This window comes from Curvibacter sp. GW821-FHT09D12 (assembly GCF_059416245.1).
In genome coordinates this window covers 264717-281069 of the sequence record NZ_JBWKOU010000008.1, presented here as the reverse complement: position 1 = coordinate 281069, position 16353 = coordinate 264717, and the positions used below count along the sequence as shown (strand labels likewise).

At 65.7% G+C, this 16353-nt stretch carries 14 protein-coding genes; 8 read left to right on the top strand and 6 right to left on the bottom strand.

Going from position 1 to position 16353, the window contains the following annotated elements; genetic code table 11:
• Positions 1-9: 9 nt before the first annotated feature.
• Positions 10-954 carry a DMT family transporter gene (locus AC07PT_RS15595; protein ID WP_494657215.1) on the bottom strand — a complete coding sequence of 315 codons (945 nt, stop codon included), beginning with the start codon at positions 952-954 and terminating at the stop codon, positions 10-12.
• Positions 955-1040: 86 nt separating this feature from the next.
• Between AC07PT_RS15595 and AC07PT_RS15590 the strand changes: the two genes are divergently transcribed.
• Positions 1041-1907 (top strand): LysR family transcriptional regulator, encoded by an 867-nt coding sequence (locus tag AC07PT_RS15590; RefSeq protein ID WP_494657214.1) that lies wholly within the window; start codon positions 1041-1043, stop codon positions 1905-1907.
• Positions 1908-1960: 53 nt separating this feature from the next.
• On the opposite strand, the gene AC07PT_RS15585 is transcribed toward AC07PT_RS15590, so the two are convergent.
• Positions 1961-3217: an MFS transporter gene (locus AC07PT_RS15585; RefSeq protein ID WP_494657213.1), complete on the bottom strand. Its 1257-nt coding sequence runs from the start codon at positions 3215-3217 to the stop codon at positions 1961-1963.
• A 95-nt stretch (positions 3218-3312) separates the two neighbouring features.
• Here AC07PT_RS15585 and AC07PT_RS15580 point away from each other — a divergent pair, with 95 nt between their 5' ends.
• From AC07PT_RS15580 to AC07PT_RS15555, 6 genes are all read left to right on the top strand, one after another.
• Entirely contained in the window at positions 3313-4242 is a 930-nt protein-coding gene (locus AC07PT_RS15580) for a LysR family transcriptional regulator (protein WP_494657212.1), read from the top strand.
• 342 nt (positions 4243-4584) lie between these two features.
• Positions 4585-7101 (top strand): nitrite reductase large subunit NirB, encoded by a 2517-nt coding sequence (gene nirB, locus AC07PT_RS15575; RefSeq protein WP_494657211.1) that lies wholly within the window; start codon positions 4585-4587, stop codon positions 7099-7101.
• A gap of 53 nt (positions 7102-7154) precedes the next feature.
• Complete coding sequence (nirD, locus tag AC07PT_RS15570) at positions 7155-7493, top strand: nitrite reductase small subunit NirD (protein WP_492347622.1); 339 nt, start codon at positions 7155-7157, stop codon at positions 7491-7493.
• 90 nt (positions 7494-7583) lie between these two features.
• Positions 7584-8879 (top strand): nitrate- and nitrite sensing domain-containing protein, encoded by a 1296-nt coding sequence (locus tag AC07PT_RS15565; RefSeq protein WP_492347623.1) that lies wholly within the window; start codon positions 7584-7586, stop codon positions 8877-8879.
• Between the two features lie 307 nt (positions 8880-9186).
• Positions 9187-9993, top strand: a complete 807-nt coding sequence (locus AC07PT_RS15560) for a formate/nitrite transporter family protein (RefSeq protein ID WP_492347624.1) — start codon at positions 9187-9189, stop codon at positions 9991-9993.
• Positions 9994-10004: 11 nt separating this feature from the next.
• A complete protein-coding gene (locus AC07PT_RS15555; protein WP_494657210.1) occupies positions 10005-11738 on the top strand; it encodes a bifunctional protein-serine/threonine kinase/phosphatase in 1734 nt (577 codons plus the stop codon).
• A gap of 12 nt (positions 11739-11750) precedes the next feature.
• Here the strand turns inward: AC07PT_RS15555 and AC07PT_RS15550 are convergent, their stop codons facing one another.
• From AC07PT_RS15550 to AC07PT_RS15540, 3 genes are read right to left on the bottom strand one after another with little or no spacing between them, the layout of a single operon-like run.
• Positions 11751-12065 carry a non-heme iron oxygenase ferredoxin subunit gene (locus tag AC07PT_RS15550; RefSeq protein WP_494657209.1) on the bottom strand — a complete coding sequence of 105 codons (315 nt, stop codon included), beginning with the start codon at positions 12063-12065 and terminating at the stop codon, positions 11751-11753.
• Positions 12066-12073: 8 nt separating this feature from the next.
• Positions 12074-12571, bottom strand: coding sequence for an aromatic-ring-hydroxylating dioxygenase subunit beta (locus AC07PT_RS15545; protein ID WP_494657208.1), 498 nt, complete (start codon positions 12569-12571; stop codon positions 12074-12076).
• Positions 12572-12587: 16 nt separating this feature from the next.
• A complete protein-coding gene (locus AC07PT_RS15540) occupies positions 12588-13868 on the bottom strand; it encodes an aromatic ring-hydroxylating dioxygenase subunit alpha (protein WP_494657207.1) in 1281 nt (426 codons plus the stop codon).
• A gap of 322 nt (positions 13869-14190) precedes the next feature.
• Here AC07PT_RS15540 and AC07PT_RS15535 point away from each other — a divergent pair, with 322 nt between their 5' ends.
• On the top strand, positions 14191-15252 hold the full coding sequence (locus AC07PT_RS15535) for a lactonase family protein (protein ID WP_492347808.1): 1062 nt from the start codon (positions 14191-14193) through the stop codon (positions 15250-15252).
• 99 nt (positions 15253-15351) lie between these two features.
• Here the strand turns inward: AC07PT_RS15535 and AC07PT_RS15530 are convergent, their stop codons facing one another.
• Positions 15352-16302, bottom strand: a complete 951-nt coding sequence (locus AC07PT_RS15530; protein ID WP_492347809.1) for a Bug family tripartite tricarboxylate transporter substrate binding protein — start codon at positions 16300-16302, stop codon at positions 15352-15354.
• Between the last annotated feature and the right edge of the window lie 51 nt (positions 16303-16353).

Sequence of the window (16353 nt, the reverse complement as noted above, 5' to 3'; positions counted from 1 at the left end):
TCTCCGTACTCAGTCATCCAGCGCCGGGCGCGCTGCGTGTCTGGTTTTGACAATGCTCCAAACCGAAGCCCCCATCAGGGCCATGCCTGCGAGCTGCGTGGGGCTCAAGCGGGTGCCATACAGGCCCCAATCGAAGAGCACGGCCGCCAAGGGGTAGACAAACTGCAGCACGGCAATGCGACCCAGCGGGAGCCTGGCCATGCCTGCAAAAAGCACCACGTAGGCCAGGCCCGTGTGCAACACGCCGAGGCCCGCCAGCCAGGCCCAGGTGCCGGGTTGCTGGGGCCAGCCAAAAACCCAGGGTGCCCAGACCAGTACCAGGCTGCCCACCGCGCACTGCCAGAAGGCCAGCGTCAAGGGCGCGATTCCCTGCTGGGTCTTGGCCAGCAGGGTCACGGCGGCATAGCTCAGCGAGCCTCCCAGGCACAGCAGCAGCCCGAGGGCATAGCCGCTGCGGGCTGTGTAGGAGATGGCCAGGTCGTCCAGCAAACCGGTGGTAAGGGCCAAACCGCACAGGGCCACCGGCGTCGCCATCCACTGGCCCCAGGACACCCGCTCGCGCAGAAACAACGCGCCAAACACGATGACCCAGATGGGCTGAATGTGAAACACCACAGTGGCCACTGCCATGGAGGTGCGTGGAATGGCGGCAAAGAAAAGGGCCCAGTTCAGCACCATCAGGCAGCCCATGACACAGACCACGCCCAGGCGCCTGCCCTGTAGGTGAAGGCCCTTCAGGTTCCCTGTGGCCGCGCACCACAAGAACAGGGCCAGCGCACCCATCGCGCAGCGAAACCAGACGGTCACCAGCGGGTGTTGAGCTGCCTCTTGCACAAACACGCCGAGGGTGCCCAGCAAGAGGCCTCCTGCCACCATGAGCCCCAGGCCGCGCTGCTCGCCGGCGGTGCGTGATGTGGATGTCGAGGCGGTGGTGAGGGCGGTCTTGCTGTGCATGGGGCGATGTTCCCGGGGCGCAAGAATTCAGTAAAGCGCATAGTTCTGACAGCTACCATGCGTTTATCGAATGAATGGCTGTCGCGATGAAACACCCGGATCTTCAAATCGATTGGTTGCGCGCCTTTGTGGCGGTGGTGGATGCCGGCTCCTTGTCGGCGGCAGCCCCCTTGCTGCACCGCTCGCAGTCGGCGGTGAGCATGCAGATCAAGAAGCTGGAGGGCGCCTTGGGCAAAGCTGTGCTGGTGCGCAGCCCGCGCCACATGGACATCACGGCGGCCGGAGCCGAGTTGCTGTCCTATGCGCGCCGCATGCTGGAGTTGCAGGCCCAGACCCAGGCCGTGATGTTCGGCCCCGAGTTGGAAGGCCGCATTCGCCTGGGGGTGCCCGATGACTATGCGGCCACCTACCTGACGCCGGTGCTGCGCAGTTTTGCGGCTCGTCACCAGGGGGTGGAGATTGAGTTGACCTGCGAGCAGTCGACCTCGCTCATCCCCAAGGTGCTGCGTGGCGACCTGGACCTGGCCCTGGTCTCCCGTGACAAGCCCCAGCGCGGCAGGCTCCTGTTCCATGAGCCTTTGGTGTGGGTCGGTGCCCCCCAGTTTGAAGTCTGGCGCAAGAACCCCATGCCGATTGCCGTCTACGAATCAGGCAGCCTGGCCAGAATCGAAGCCATGTCCGCCTTGGCCGCCAGGCGCCGCGCCTATCGGGTGGTCTATCACAGCTCCAGCCTGGCCGGCCAGGTGGCCGCCGTGGAGAGCGGGCTGGCGGTGGCGGTATTGACGCGCTGCAGCGTGCCAGCCAGCTTGCAGCCGCTGCAGGGCCTGCCCAAGGGGTTTGAGCTGCCCGCCCTGGGCGGCATGGAGGTGGCGGTGTTCCGCAGCAAAAGCTCGCAAGGCTCCAGCGCCGTTGATGCGATGTACGAGCAATTCGTCAGCACCTTGGCCAGGTAGCCCTGGGAAGCTGAAGCGCCGCGAGCCCCTTGCCGACCCCCAGGGGCACCGCGTCAGCTTGGTGCCAGACCTGTCTTTGTCACACCTGTCGGTCGGTTGCTGACGGTCAAGCGAACCGCCAAGGCCCCCAGCGCGGCCGCCGTGGCCAGGCCCACCACGCCCAGCCAGCCCCATTGGGCCAGGGCTAGGCTGCCGAGCCAGGCGCCGGTGGCCATGCCGATGAACATGCCCACGAACAGCAGGGCGTTGAGCCGGCTGCGAGCGGCCGGCTCCAGCCCGTAGACCAGGGTCTGGTGGGCCACCAGGGTGGCTTGCACGCCAAAGTCGAAGGCCACCGCGCTCACCACGATCAGCACCAATTGGCCCTGAGGTGGCAGCCAGGCGGCGCCCGCCATGCTGGCAAAGGCGAGGGCGCTCAGGCCGGCGCCCAGGCGGGTCACCAGTTCGGGGCCTCGGCGGTCCGAGATGCGTCCGGCCAAGGGCGCGGCCAGCGCGCCCGCCACGCCTGCCAGGCCGAAGGCACCGGCGGCTCCGCTGCCCAGGTGGAAGGGCTCGGCGTGCAGCATCACCGCCAGGGTCGACCAGAAGGCGCTGAAGCCCACGGCCAGCAGACCCTGGGCCAGCGCGGCATGGCGCAGCCCTGGGTAGCGCTGCCACAGCTGGCCCATCGAACCGATCAGGGCGGTGTACGAGACCCGGGTGGTGGGGGCGAAGTCGGGCAACCCGCGCCACAGGGCCAGGGCCAGGATCGCCACCGAGCCTGCGGCCGCGCCATACACCGCACGCCAGCCCAGTTGCTCGGCCACCAGGCCGCTCACCACCCGCGACAGCAGAATGCCCAGCAGCAGCCCGGTCATCACCGAGCCCACCGCCTTGCCCCGGCTGGACTCGGGCGCCAGGATGGCCGCTGCGGGCACGATGTCCTGCGCCACCGTGGCCGACAGGCCGATCAGCAGGCTGGCCAGCAACAGCCAGGGGACTGACGGGGCGAAGGCACTCAGCAGCAAGGCCGCTGTCAGAGCCAAGGCCTTGGCCAGGATCAAGCGGCGCCGGTTCAATCGGTCACCCAAGGGGGCCAGCAGCAGGATGCCCAGGGCATAGCCCAGTTGCGTCAGGGTGGGCACCAGTCCGATGTGGCTGGCGCTGGCCTGCAGGTCGGCGCCCAGCACGCCCAGGATGGGCTGGCTGTAATACAGTGAGGCCACGCTGAAGCCCGCGCCGGCGGCCAGCAAGACCAGGTGCTTCTGACGCCATTCGGGGAGGGGGGCTGCTGGGGGTTCTGGTTCATGCGCAATGGGTATGGAATCCATGGATTTCTCCGGTGAAGATCGATGCCTTGAACTGTAATGACGCCGAATCAGCCCGTGTAGTGCCCTGATTTGAACAATTGATATACGCTTGGCGCATGAGAACCACTCCGCCCGCCAGCCGCCAGGTCGATCGCATCGAGCTCTTCGACACCTTTGTCCGCATCGTCGAGGCGGGCAGTCTGTCAGCGGCGGCCAGCCAGATGGGCAGCACCCAGCCCACCATCAGCCGCCGCCTCACGGCGCTGGAGCAGCAGTTGGGGCTCAAGCTTTTGCAGCGCAGCACCCATGCCATGAAGCTCACCGAGGATGGTGAGCGCTGCCTGACGCTGGCGCGGGGGCTGCTGGAGACCTGGCAGTCGATGGACGAAGGGTTGCGCGGCCAGGCGGCCCAGCCCCAGGGCACTTTGCGCGTATTGGCCCCGCACGCCTTTGGCCAGCAGCAGTTGATCGGCCCCGTGGCTGACTACCTGGCGCGCTACCCCGGGGTCTCACTGGAGTGGCTGTTGAACGACCGCCTGCCCGATTTCATTGCCGAGGGGGTGGATTGCGCCATCCGTGTGGGCACGGTCGAAGACCCTTCGCTGGTGGCACTCAAACTGGGTGAGGTGCGGCGGGTGGTGGTGGCCGCACCGCAATGGGTGGATGCGGCCAGGCCACCCGCCCACCCCCGCGACCTCGCGGCCTTGCCCTGGATGGCAGTGCGTACCTTCTATCAGAACGAAGTGGTTTTGAACCAGCGCGCCACAGCCGAGTCGTTCAGCTTCGCCATCCGCCCCCGCTTCAGCACCGACAGCCTGTACGCCCTGCGCAATGCCGCCCTGCGTGGTTTGGGCCTGGGCATCTTCTCGCATTGGCTGGTGGACGAAGACATCGCCGCAGGCCGCCTGCGGCACCTTTTGCCCGGCTGGGAGGCGCCCTCCCTGCCGGTGTACCTGGTCTACCCCTACAGCCGGCTGATCCCTGCGCGCCTGAGCCGCTTCATCGAATTGATCCGCCAGGCGGCCCCTTCGGCCATCGACGTTTGAGGGCGCCGCCGTGCTGTTGTGCACCGCATCGGTGCCCTGCCGGCCTGATCTGGTGCGATGAGGCCCATCGTGCAGCGCCAAGCCGAACCGAGGGGCATTTTTTGGCAGGCACGGAAGCTGCTTGTATGAGGCCGTGGCCGGCAGCATCGACGCTTCACCGGCCCCTTCTGCACCGCTAACGACGGCGGACACGCGTCGCACACAGCGCCGGGCCTGGGCCCGCTTGCTGCCTGTACCGACGCGGCATCAACCCCTTTGATTTTTTCATCCATGGCAGGCACGGCACTTGAGGCCCGGCCCGCCGGTGCGCCGCGCTGCGCACTTCATTCAGGAGCACGCAACATGAAAATCATCGTCGTCGGACATGGCATGGTGGGCCACAAATTCCTCGAGAGCCTGGCCGAAGCCGGCCTGCAGGGGGCCCAGGTCACGGTGCTGTGCGAAGAGCCACGCCCTGCTTACGACCGGGTGCACCTGTCGGCGTTTTTTGCCGGCAAGTCGGCCCAGGACCTGTCGCTGGTCGAGCCCGGGTTTTTCGAGCGCACCGGCTTCAGCCTGCGCCTGGCGGCCCGGGCCGCGCAGATTGATCGCGATGCCCACACCGTCACCCTGGTCGACGGCCAGGTACTGGCCTATGACAAGCTGGTGCTGGCCACCGGCTCCAGCCCCTTCGTGCCGCCGGTGCCGGGCCATGACCGGGCTGACTGCTTTGTGTACCGCACCATCGAAGACCTGGAGGCCATGACCGAGTGCGGTGCCCGGGCCCAGAGCGGTGTGGTGGTGGGCGGCGGCCTGCTGGGCCTGGAATGCGCCAAGGCCTTGCGCGACCTGGGCCTGCAGACCCATGTGGTCGAATTTGCACCGCGCCTGATGGCTGTGCAGGTCGACGAGGGTGGCGGCCGCGTGCTGCGCCAGAAGATCGAGGACCTGGGCCTGCAGGTGCACACCCAGAAGAACACGCTGCAGATCATCGACGGCGAGACGGCCCGCCACCGCATGGTGTTTGCCGATGGCAGCCACCTGGAGACCGACATGATCGTCTTCTCGGCCGGCATCCGCCCAAGGGACGAACTGGCCCGCACCAGCGGCCTCGCCCTGGGCCCGCGCGGCGGCGTCGAGATCGACAGCGAGTGCCGCACCAGCGACCTGGACATCTACGCCATCGGCGAATGCGCCGCCTGGAACGGCCAGACCTTCGGCTTGGTGGCCCCGGGCTACGACATGGCCCGCGTGGCCGCCCGGCATCTGGCCGGGCAGGACGACGTGGCCTTTGTCGGGGCCGACATGAGCACCAAGCTCAAACTCATGGGGGTGGACGTGGCCAGCATTGGCGACGCACACGGCAAGACCCCGGGCAGCCGCAGCTTCCAGTACTGCGACGAGATCGCTCAGGTCTACAAGAAGATCGTGATCAGTGCAGACGGCAAGCGCCTGCTGGGGGCGGTGCTGGTGGGCAATGCCGACGAGTACGGCACCTTGCTGCAAATGGCCTTGAACGGCATCGAGCTGCCCAAGAGCCCCGAGTTTCTGATCCTGCCCAGCAGCGAAGGCCAGGCCAAACCCGGCCTGGGCCCGGACGCCTTGCCGGCCAGCGCCCAGATCTGCTCGTGCAACAGCGTGACCAAGGCCCAGATCTGTGATGCCGTGGCCGGCGGCGTGACCAGCATCGGCGAGCTCAAGGCCTGCACCAAGGCTGGCGCCACCTGCGGCGGCTGCGTGCCCCTGGCCACCCAGGTCATGAAGCTGGAGATGAAGAAGCAGGGCCTGGCCGTGAACAACCACCTGTGCGAGCACTTTGCCTACTCGCGCCAGGAGCTGTACCACCTGATCCGGGTGGGCAAGATCCGCAGCTTTGACGAGCTGCTGGCCGCCCATGGCAAAGGCCTGGGCTGCGACATCTGCAAGCCCGCGGCGGCCAACATGCTGGCCTCGTGCTGGAACGAGTTCGTGCTCAAGAAGGACCTGGCCAGCCTGCAGGACAGCAACGATTACTACCTGGGCAACATCCAGAAAGACGGCAGCTACTCGGTGGTGCCCCGCATGCCGGCCGGTGAGGTCACGCCGGACGGCCTGATCGCCGTGGGCCAGGTGGCGAAGAAGTACGGCCTCTACACCAAGATCACCGGCGGCCAGCGGGTGGACCTCTTCGGTGCCCGTGTCGAGCAACTGCCCGCGATCTGGGAAGAGCTGATCGCCGCAGGCTTCGAGTCGGGGCATGCCTACGGCAAGTCCCTGCGCACCGTGAAAAGCTGTGTCGGCTCCACCTGGTGTCGCTACGGCGTGGGCGACAGCGTGGGCCTGGCCGTGCTGCTGGAAAACCGCTACAAGGGCCTGCGTTCACCGCACAAGATCAAGTTCGGTGTGTCGGGCTGCACCCGCGAATGCGCCGAGGCCCAGGGCAAGGACGTGGGCATCATCGCCACCGACAAGGGCTGGAACCTGTACGTGTGCGGCAACGGCGGCATGAAACCGCGTCACGCCGAACTGCTGGCCTCTGACCTGAGCCAGGACGAGCTGATCCGCACCATCGACCGGTTCCTGATGTTCTACGTGCGCACCGCCGACCGCCTGCAGCGCACCAGCACTTGGCGCGAAAGCCTGGAAGGCGGGCTGGCCTACCTGAAGGATGTGCTGTTGCAGGACAGCCTGGGCCTGGGCGCCGAGCTCGAAGCCCAGATGCAGCAGGTGGTCGACACCTACGCCTGCGAATGGAAGGCGGCCGTCAGCGACCCGGTCACGCGTCAGCGCTTCCGGTCTTTCGTGAACAGCGAGCAGCCCGACGAGCACATCGTGTTCGTCGAAGAGCGAGGTCAGATCCGGCCTGCCCGCCCCGAAGAGCGCGCTGGCACGCCAGCCTGACCCCATCGCACCCATTCCAGGCACGACACCCACCCCACCGGAGAACTTCAGCCATGAACACCGAAACCCTGAACTGGACCGCCGTCTGCGCGGTGAACGACATCCTGCCCAACACCGGCGTGTGCGCCCGCCTGGGGCAGCGCCACGTGGCCATTTTCCGCGTTGGCCACAGCGAGTTGTATGCGATCGACAACGTCGACCCCGTGTCACGCGCCAGCGTGATGTCGCGTGGTCTGGTGGGCAGCCTGGGTGAACGCACCGTGGTGGCCTCGCCCTTGTACAAGCAACATTTCGACCTGCGCAATGGCGAGTGCCTGGAAGACCCGGCCTTGTCGGTGCGCGCCTATGCCGTGCGTCTGGACCAGGACCAGGTGCTCCTGGCCGCGGCCTGAACGGCGGGTCGGCACGTGGCCCCTCCCATGCTGACGAAAGCCGCGATGGAGCCTGCCGAGCCCGCTGTTTTGGCAACACAATATGGCTCCATGCACCAGTCTGTTTCTCACCTCGTCCTGCGCGCCAAGCAACTTGAGATCGAGGCCTTGCGTCACCTGGAGTCCCGTGTCCAGCTGGCGGGCGTGGTCGGTCAGCTGATCGACGCCCTGCAGCGCGAGCGCGGGGCCAGCAGCGTGTTCCTGGCTTCGGAAGGGGCGCGCTTTGGCGCCGAGCGTGAGGCCGCCTGTGCTGCCAGCCAACCCCTGGAGGCTTTGCTGCGTGCCCAGGTCGAGGCCCAGATGGCGCCTGAGCAGGGGGCCTCGGCACGCTTGCTGTCCTTGATGGCCTGGGCCCTGCTCGACCTGGAGGCCCTGGCCGCGCTGCGCCATCAGATCGCGTGTCGGGCCTTCAGTGCCAGCGATGCCGTGGGCGCCTACAGCCGCCTGATTGCCGGTCTGTTGGAGCTGGTGTTCTACATGGCCGATGCGGCCCCTTATCCTGAGGTGTCGCGCCTGCTGGTGGCTTTCGTGCACCTGGTGCAGGGCAAGGAGACTGCCGGCCAGGAGCGCGCCGTGGGGGCACAGCTGTTCGCCTCGGGCCTGTGCCGTGACGACCAGCAGCAGCGCATCGTGCACCTGATTGATGCGCAGGAACGCAGCCTGCGCCTGTTTGAAGAGTTTGCCGAGCCCGAGTTGCGCCAGCGTTGGCAGCAACTGCAGCTCAGCCCCAATGTGGCGATGCTGGAGCGCTTGCGCCGCACCCTGTGCATGGCCCGCGACGGTGCGGCCCTCGAGCCCCCCCTCAGCGAAACCTGGTTTGACGTGGCCAGCGAGCGCATTGCCCAACTCTGGCAGTTGCAACAGGCCCTGCTCGAATGCCTGCACCAGGCCTGCGAAAGCCAGATCCAGCGCGCCCAGAACGATCTGCAGGATTCGGCTGGCCTGCTGCGCCAGTTGCGCGACAACCCTCCGCCTCGCGCTCATGAGGCTGACCGCTTCTTTCAAGCCAGTGGTCAGGCTCAATCTCCTGCGGCTGCGGCCCCTGCAGGCACCACCGACCCCGATTCGGCCGCCTCGCTGGCCGGCCTGTTGCAGGCCCAGTCCGAGCGCCTGGCCCGCATGGAGGTTGAGCTGGACGCAGCGCGCCGGGCCCTGCATGAGCGCAAGATCATCGAGCGCGCCAAGGGCGCACTCATGGCCCGCCTGGGCCTCACCGAAGAGGCGGCCTTTCGCGCCCTGCAAAAGGCCTCGATGGACCACAACCGGCGCCTGCTCGACGTGGCCGAGGCCACGCTCAGCCTGCCCGACATGGTGGCACCGGCGCAGCGTGGCGCGCCACAGAAGTGAGCCTGGGCGCCGGTGGACGATCTCGCTCCCATCGGCCGTACTGAGCCCCTCTGGGGATCGTCAACAGGCGCTTGCTGCACCGGTCTGGTGCAGGCCGACGGGCCCAGGCACCCTGCCGCAGGCATGGAACCTGCATGGTTCGCGGTGAACAAGCTAATGGCGGCTTGACTTCCACCACACCGGCCCCTGCCGGGTGTGAGCCCCGATCCCGCGGATGATGGCGTCCCGTGAGTCCCGATCCTGATCGGTGACCCCACGGCGACGCCTTTTTTTTCGCGCTCCTCAGACTGCTTTTCAAGGAAGTGCCATGGCCTACCTCGCCCCCGCCGAATTCGTCACCAAGATGGTCGATGCCGGTGAATCCAAGCTTTTGATGTCCACCCGCGACACCCTGATCCGTGCCTACATGGCAGGCGCCATCCTCGCGCTGGCAGCGGCCTTTGCCGTCAGCGTCAATGTCAACACCGGCAACCCCTTGATTGGTGCGTTGTTGTTTCCGGTCGGCTTTTGCATGCTCTACCTGATGGGCTTCGATCTGTTGACGGGCGTCTTCACCCTGGCGCCCCTGGCCGTGTTCGATCGCCGCCCGGGCGCCACCTGGGGTGGCGTGATGCGCAACTGGGGCCTGGTCTTTGTGGGCAACTTTGCCGGGGCGCTCACGGTGGCCGTCTTCATGGCCATCATCTTCACCTTTGGCTTCTCCGAGGCTCCCAATGCCATCGGCCAGAAGATCGGTTCGATCGGCGAAGGCCGTACCGTGGGCTATGCCGCACACGGCGCGGCCGGCATGCTGACCCTGTTCATCCGAGGTGTGATGTGCAACTGGATGGTCTCGACCGGTGTGGTGGCGGCCATGATGTCCAGCACGGTGTCGGGCAAGGTCATCGGCATGTGGATGCCCATCCTGGTGTTCTTCTACATGGGCTTCGAACATTCCATCGTGAACATGTTCCTGTTTCCCTCGGGCCTGATGCTGGGGGGGCATTTCACCATCATGGACTACCTGATCTGGAACGAGATCCCCACCGTGCTGGGCAATGCCATCGGCGGCCTGACCTTTGTGGGCGCCACGCTGTATTCCACCCACTACAAGACGGCACCCAAGCGCGGCTGAGCCCCGAGGCCATGAGCACGCGTCTGCGCCTCACGCTGGGCCAGCATTCCGAGGCCGGCCGCAAGCCGGTCAACCAGGACTTCCATGGTGCGGTGGTGCCGCCCCAGCCCTTGCTGGACAGCAAGGGCATCGCGCTGGCGCTGGCCGACGGCATCAGCAGCAGCGCGGTCAGCCAGGTGGCCAGCGCTGCCGCGGTGCGAGGCTTTCTGGAGGACTACTACTGCACCTCCGAGGCGTGGTCGGTGCGCCGATCGGCCCAGTGCGTGCTGAGCGCCACCAACTCCTGGCTGCACGCCCAGACCCAGCGCAGCGATGCGCGCTTCGACCTGGACCGTGGCTACGTCTGCACCTTCAGCGCCCTGGTCTTCAAGGCGACCCAAGTGCACCTGCTGCATGTCGGAGACGCCCGCGTGTACCGTCTGCACCCACAGGCCCTGGAGCAGCTCAGCGAGGACCACCGTGTGCGCGTGTCTTCGGGCCAGACCTGCCTGGGCCGCGCCCTGGGCACCGGCCCGGCAGTCGAGATCGATCACCAGCAGTGGGACGCCGAGCCGGGCGAGGTCTATCTGCTGGCCACCGATGGGGCCTACGAGTTCCTGGACGCCGCCGCGGTGCACGTCGCCCTGTTGGCCCACCCCACCGATCTGGATGCGGCCGCCGCCGCCCTGGTGGCGCTGGCATTGGCGCGCGGCAGCCAGGACAACCTGACGGTGCAATTGGTGCGGGTGGACGAGCTGCCTCTGGTCGCAGCCCCCCGGCTGCTCGCCCAGCGCGAAGGGCTGCGCTTGCCGCCACCGCTGCAGGCCCGCATGCACTTCGAGGGCTACGTGCTGCTGCGGGCCTTGCACACCAGCTCGCGCAGCCATGTGTTCCTGGCCCAGGACACGGCCAGCGGCCAGTGCGTGGCACTCAAGCTGCCTTCGGTGGACTTGCGCGACAACGCCGACTACCTGGACCGCTTTGTGCTGGAAGAGTGGATTGCCCGCCGCCTGGACAGCCCGCACGTGGTCAAGGCCTTTGCCGGCGAGCGCCGGCGTGAGCACCTGTTCGTGGCGCTGGAATACGTTGAAGGCCAGACCCTGGCCCAGTGGATGCGTGACCACCCGCGGCCCGAGCTGGAGGCGGTGCGCCGGCTGGTCGAACAGGCCGCTGCCGGGCTGCAGGCCTTTCACCGCAAGGAGATGCTGCATCAGGACCTGCGACCCGAGAATTTCATGATCGCGGCCGGGGGCACGCTCAAGATCATCGACTTCGCGTCGACCCACGTGGCCGGCCTCACCGAGGGGCAGGTCGATGGCCGGCCGCAGGCCCTGCTGGGCTCGTTGCAGTACAGCGCGCCAGAGTACTTCGTGGGCGGTACGGGCAGTGTGCAATCCGAGTTGTTTTCCTTGGCCGTGGTCACCTACCAAATGCTCACGGGCCAACTGCCGTATGGTCTGCAGGTTACACGCCTGCGCTCGCCCGCCGATCTGCGCACCCTGCGCTATGTGTCGGTGCGTGAACTGCGTCCCGACTTGCCGCCCTGGCTGGATGCCGTGCTGCGCCGTGCCCTGCATCCGCAGCCAGCGCGGCGCCAGGAGGCCTTGTCCGAGTTTGTGCACGATCTTCATCAGCCCGCGGCCCACTACCAGACCGCCCGTGCAACCCCCCTCATCGAACGCCATCCGGTGGTGTTCTGGCAGGTGCTCAGCCTGCTGCTCGCCCTGGCCGTGCTGGGGCTGGTGGCGGCGTTGATGGTGCGTTGACGAGCGTGGCCATCAACCCAGCCTCAGCCACACCCGCCCGCCCTCGACGCGCACCGGGTAGGTGCGCAGGTTTTTCGTCAGGGGTGCGCACAGGGCTTGGCCGGTGCAGATGTCGAAACGGCCTTGATGCAGCGGGCACTCGATCTCGCGTCCTTCCAGAAAGCCATCGCTCAGGCGGGCCGCGCCGTGGGTGCACAGGTTGTCGCTGGCGTAGACCTCGCCCTCGCATTCATAGAGGGCAATGTCGTGTCCTGCCACTTGCAGGCCCAGCACTTCGCCTTCGAACACGTCGTCACGGGCCAGGGCATCGATCCAGGGTGTGGTCATGGGTCTGCTCAGATGGGGTAGATGAGTGAGTTGGCGATCATTTCGCTGTCGTACACGCACAGGCGTGTGCGCAGCCTCAGGCCCCCAGGCGTGGGCACGATGTGGTCGTGGTACACGCCCACGTTGAACACCGTGGATTCGCCATCGAGCTTGGTGCGGAACACCGCGTAGTTGGCCTGGGTGTGCCAAGCGCACACCTGGCCATCAGGGCCGGTCTCCGTGCGCAGCACCCGGGGCAGGCCCACGATGTGGCGCTGGTAGTAGGGGTCGTGGTAGAGGGTTTCTTTCACGCCATACACGCGGTCGCGCATCATGGCCTGGCTGTCCAGGGCCAGCAGGCACAGGGGCAGGCCTTGTTCGTGGTTTTCGCGCGGCTGCAGGCGGTAGCGGCCGTCTTCGGTGAAAAAGTCGGGCCAGCGCGCCCAGTCGGCCGAGTCGCAGGCCAGGGCGTAGTCGGTGTGCAGGGCCAGCACCTGCTGGAAGGTCTCGAAATCAAGGGCTTGCATGGGGCTCGTTCCTCGCTCACTCGTCCATCACCTGACGCCAGTAGGCGTACATGCCACGGATCAGGGTCTCGGTCACCATGTGCTCGCTGTCTGCGATGTCGCGCCCGCCCATTTCCACCAGGGTGCGGTGCTCGGGTTTTTGCTCAAAGCCCTGTTGCGACCACTCGATCACTTCGCCGTCGTCGGCCGACACAAACCCGGCGGGCCCGAACAGATTGGCCTGGGTGAGGCGGCGCTGCGTCATCTCGGCGCTGTCGTCCTCGAAGCCGAAATGCGTCCACACAAAGTCAAACGAGCCCGGGCCATGCGGCTGGATGTGCCGCATCGACACGCTGTTGACCTGCTGCTGGATGATCAGGCTGGGGAACACCGTGGTCATCACCGCGGTCGGCCCGCCCCACCAGGGTTCGGGCACGATGTCGAGCAGGCTCGGGTCGTTCAGCCGCATGCCCTCCTTGAAGCTGTCCACGCCGGCCACCACCTCGGCCACCTCCTTGGCCATCCCTTGACCTTGTGGCCCGCCCTGGCCCCGGGTCGAGATCATGGCGGCATGGCGGTGATGCGCGTCCATCCTCAGGGCCGATCGGTTGTCGGCCCGCCAGAGCCCGAAGGTGGAGAACCACGTGTGCAGTAGCCCCGGGTGGTAGGGGTCTTTGATGTTCTCCTGCATCAGCTTCCAGTTGCCCGGAATGCGCTGGCGCCGGTAGCCCAGGATCTTCAGCGGTCGGCCGCTGAACACGCGGTCGAACCAGGGCAGGATGTTGGGGCCCAGGTAGTCTTCCAGCGATTCCACCGCGTGATCGAATGAGGCAAACACCACGCCCCCGCGGCATGCCACCTTCAGCCGGGTCAGGCCGTGCTCTTCGGGTTTGAAGTCTTTGGGCATGCCGCCCTGGACCTGACCGTCCTGCTTCACGCCCCGGCGAAACGGCACCCCCTGCAGGTCGCCCTTGAGACTGTAGTTCCACTGGTGGTAAGGGCAGAGAAAATCCTGGGCCCGGCCGTGGCGTTCGCGGCAAAACCGCATGCCGCGGTGTGCGCACACGTTCTCGACCACGTTGATGCCGCCGTCGGTGTCGCGCACCATGATCACCGAGCGCTCGCCAATCACTGAGCGCCTGAAGTCACCAGCTTGCGGGATCTCGGCCTCCAGCCCCACGTAGCACCAGTGGCCCTGGTAGAACAGGCGTTCAAGCTCGCGCTGGTAAAGATCGGGGCGGGTGTAAGCCCAGAAGGGAATCCGGCTGGTGTCGGGGCCCGGCCAGGCGGGTGCCGCAGCGCTGTGAGGTTGGCTCATGCTTTTTGGCCTGTGGGTGGGCAGGCTTGTCTCTTGTTGCGGCCATTCTGCGCAGCGCAGTGATATCAGTCCATGCAGCCGAATACATAGATCGAATCACGGTTGTGAATATCAGTGGCTTTCGACACGAGATGTATGACAACGGGCGTTTCATCATGGAAAAATCCCGGGAAAACCCTCTTTTTGCTTCAACTGCATGGGTTAATCTGCATAAGTTGTACGATGTCGTATGTCAATTTGCGCGGGCTCAGCCCTGCGCAGCCCTCAAGCCACCTGCACCATGCCGCACCACCCAACGCCTGTTCACCCATCCCTGTCCAACATGGCCATGGGTATCGCCAGCCTTTTTCTTGCCATGACCCAGGTCAGTCATGCGGGCACGATGGTCTATGTGTCCAATGCCGATAGCCAGGAAATTTCAGTGTTGGAGCTGGACCGAGCCCAAGGTCAACTCAAAGCCGTCGAGACGGTGGTGGTGGGGGGCACGGTCATGCCGATGGCGGTCAGTCCGGACAAACGCCACCTCTACGCCGCCTTGCGCTCCCAACCCTATCGGGTGGTGAGTTTCTCCATGGATCCGGCCAGTGGTCGGCTCAAGAAGCTGGCGGAGTCGGCCTTGGCAGAGAGCATGGCCAACATCGACACGGATGTGAAAGGCCGCTGGCTCTTTTCAGCCTCTTATGGCGGCGGACGGATTGCGATCAATGAAATTGGCAAGGATGGTGTTGTCGGGCCAATTCGGCAGCTCATTGAGACTGGACCGAACGCCCACGCCATTCATGCAGACCGGCGGAACCACTTTGTGTTGGCCACAAGCCTTGGAGGCGATGAGATTTCTGTCTGGAAATTGGATCAGGAAAGAGGGCGTTTGAATGCCTCGGAGGATTCGCGAATCAAGGTCACAGCGCACTCCGGGCCACGCCATTTCGTATGGGACGCGACACAACAGCACCTGTATCTGCTGGGTGAACTGGATGCCTCGTTGACAGTCTATGACTGGGATGCGGCTTCTGGCAGTTTGCGTGAGAAGCAACGACTCAGCACGCTCCCTCCCGGCTTCTCCGGCAAACCCTGGGCTGCGGATCTGCATTTTTCACCTGATGGCCGTCATCTCTACACCTCCGAACGCAGCACCAGCACCCTGGCAACCTTCCGCGTGGATCAGGAAACCGGGCGACTCCAGGCCCAAGGCCACACGCCGACGGCCAAAACGCCGCGCAGTTTCGCCATCGACCCGAGTGGCCATTACTTGATCGCTGCAGGTCAGGACTCCCACAGCGTGTCACTGCACACCCTGGATCCTGCCAACGGGGCCCTGGGCACCGCCCGTGAGACACCGGTTGGCAAGAATCCAAACTGGGTGGAAATCGTTGACCTCCCCTGATCGGCAAGCGATGCCGAAGTGACTCAGGTATTTGGGGTTGGCTGGAATTCAAACTGCCAAGCGTTTGAATTCCAGCTGAGCGGCTGATATTTGAAGCTGCTATTCCGGTGAAATGCCCGCTTGGCTGATGACCTTGCTCCATTTGGCCAAGTCCATGTGAATCAAGTTTGCATATTCCTGAGGGCTTCCACCCTTGACCTCAATGCCCATGCTCTCGAGCTTGGCGAGCACTTCGGGCAAGCGCAGGATGGTGTTGATCTCCTGGTTCAGCCGTTGGACCACTGCTTTGGGCGTCCCCGCCGGCGCCAGGAAGCCGCCATTGGTGTTGGCCTCATAGCCCGCCAGTCCCTGCTCGGCCGCGGTCGGTACGTCCGGCAGCTGGGAGGCCCTTTTGAGGGTTGAGACCGCCACCGCCCTCAGGCTGCCTGCCTTCACATGGGCCTGCACGGCACTGAGGGTGTCGATGAACAGCACCGTGCGGCCCGCCAACAGATCGGGATGCGCAGCCGAGGAGCCTTTGTAGGGCACCAGCAGCAACGGCAGGCCGCTGGCCAGGCGGAACATCTCGGCGGCCATCTCCTGCGCACTGCCCCGGCCCGAGGTGGCCACTTTGGCCTCGTCTGGATGAGCCTTCATCCAGGCCATCAATTCGGGCAGGTTTTTGACCGGCAGTTTGGGTGGGATGGCAAAGACCAAAGGCACTTCGTGGGTGTAGACGATGGGCTCAAAGCTTTTCTCGGGGTCCCAGCTCAGATGACGGAACAAGAACTTGTTGATGTTATGGCTGCCGCCCACGATGCCGATGGTGTAGCCATCTGGTACCGAGCGGGCCAGGACCTCCGTGCCCAGGTTGTTCGAGGCCCCGGGCCGGTTGTCGACGATCACGGGCTGGCCCAGGGCCACCGCCAGCTTGTCCCCCACCACCCTGGCCAGGGTGTCGATGGCCCCGCCTGGCGGGGCGGGCACGATGATCTTCAGGGCGCGACTCGGGTAGCTCTGCGCCTGGGCAGGCAAACAGCCGGTGGCCCAAAGGCCTGCGCCCAGGCCCATGATGAGTGTGGCCCGAAGGGCCCGTTGCAACATTGGCTTCATGGTGGTCTC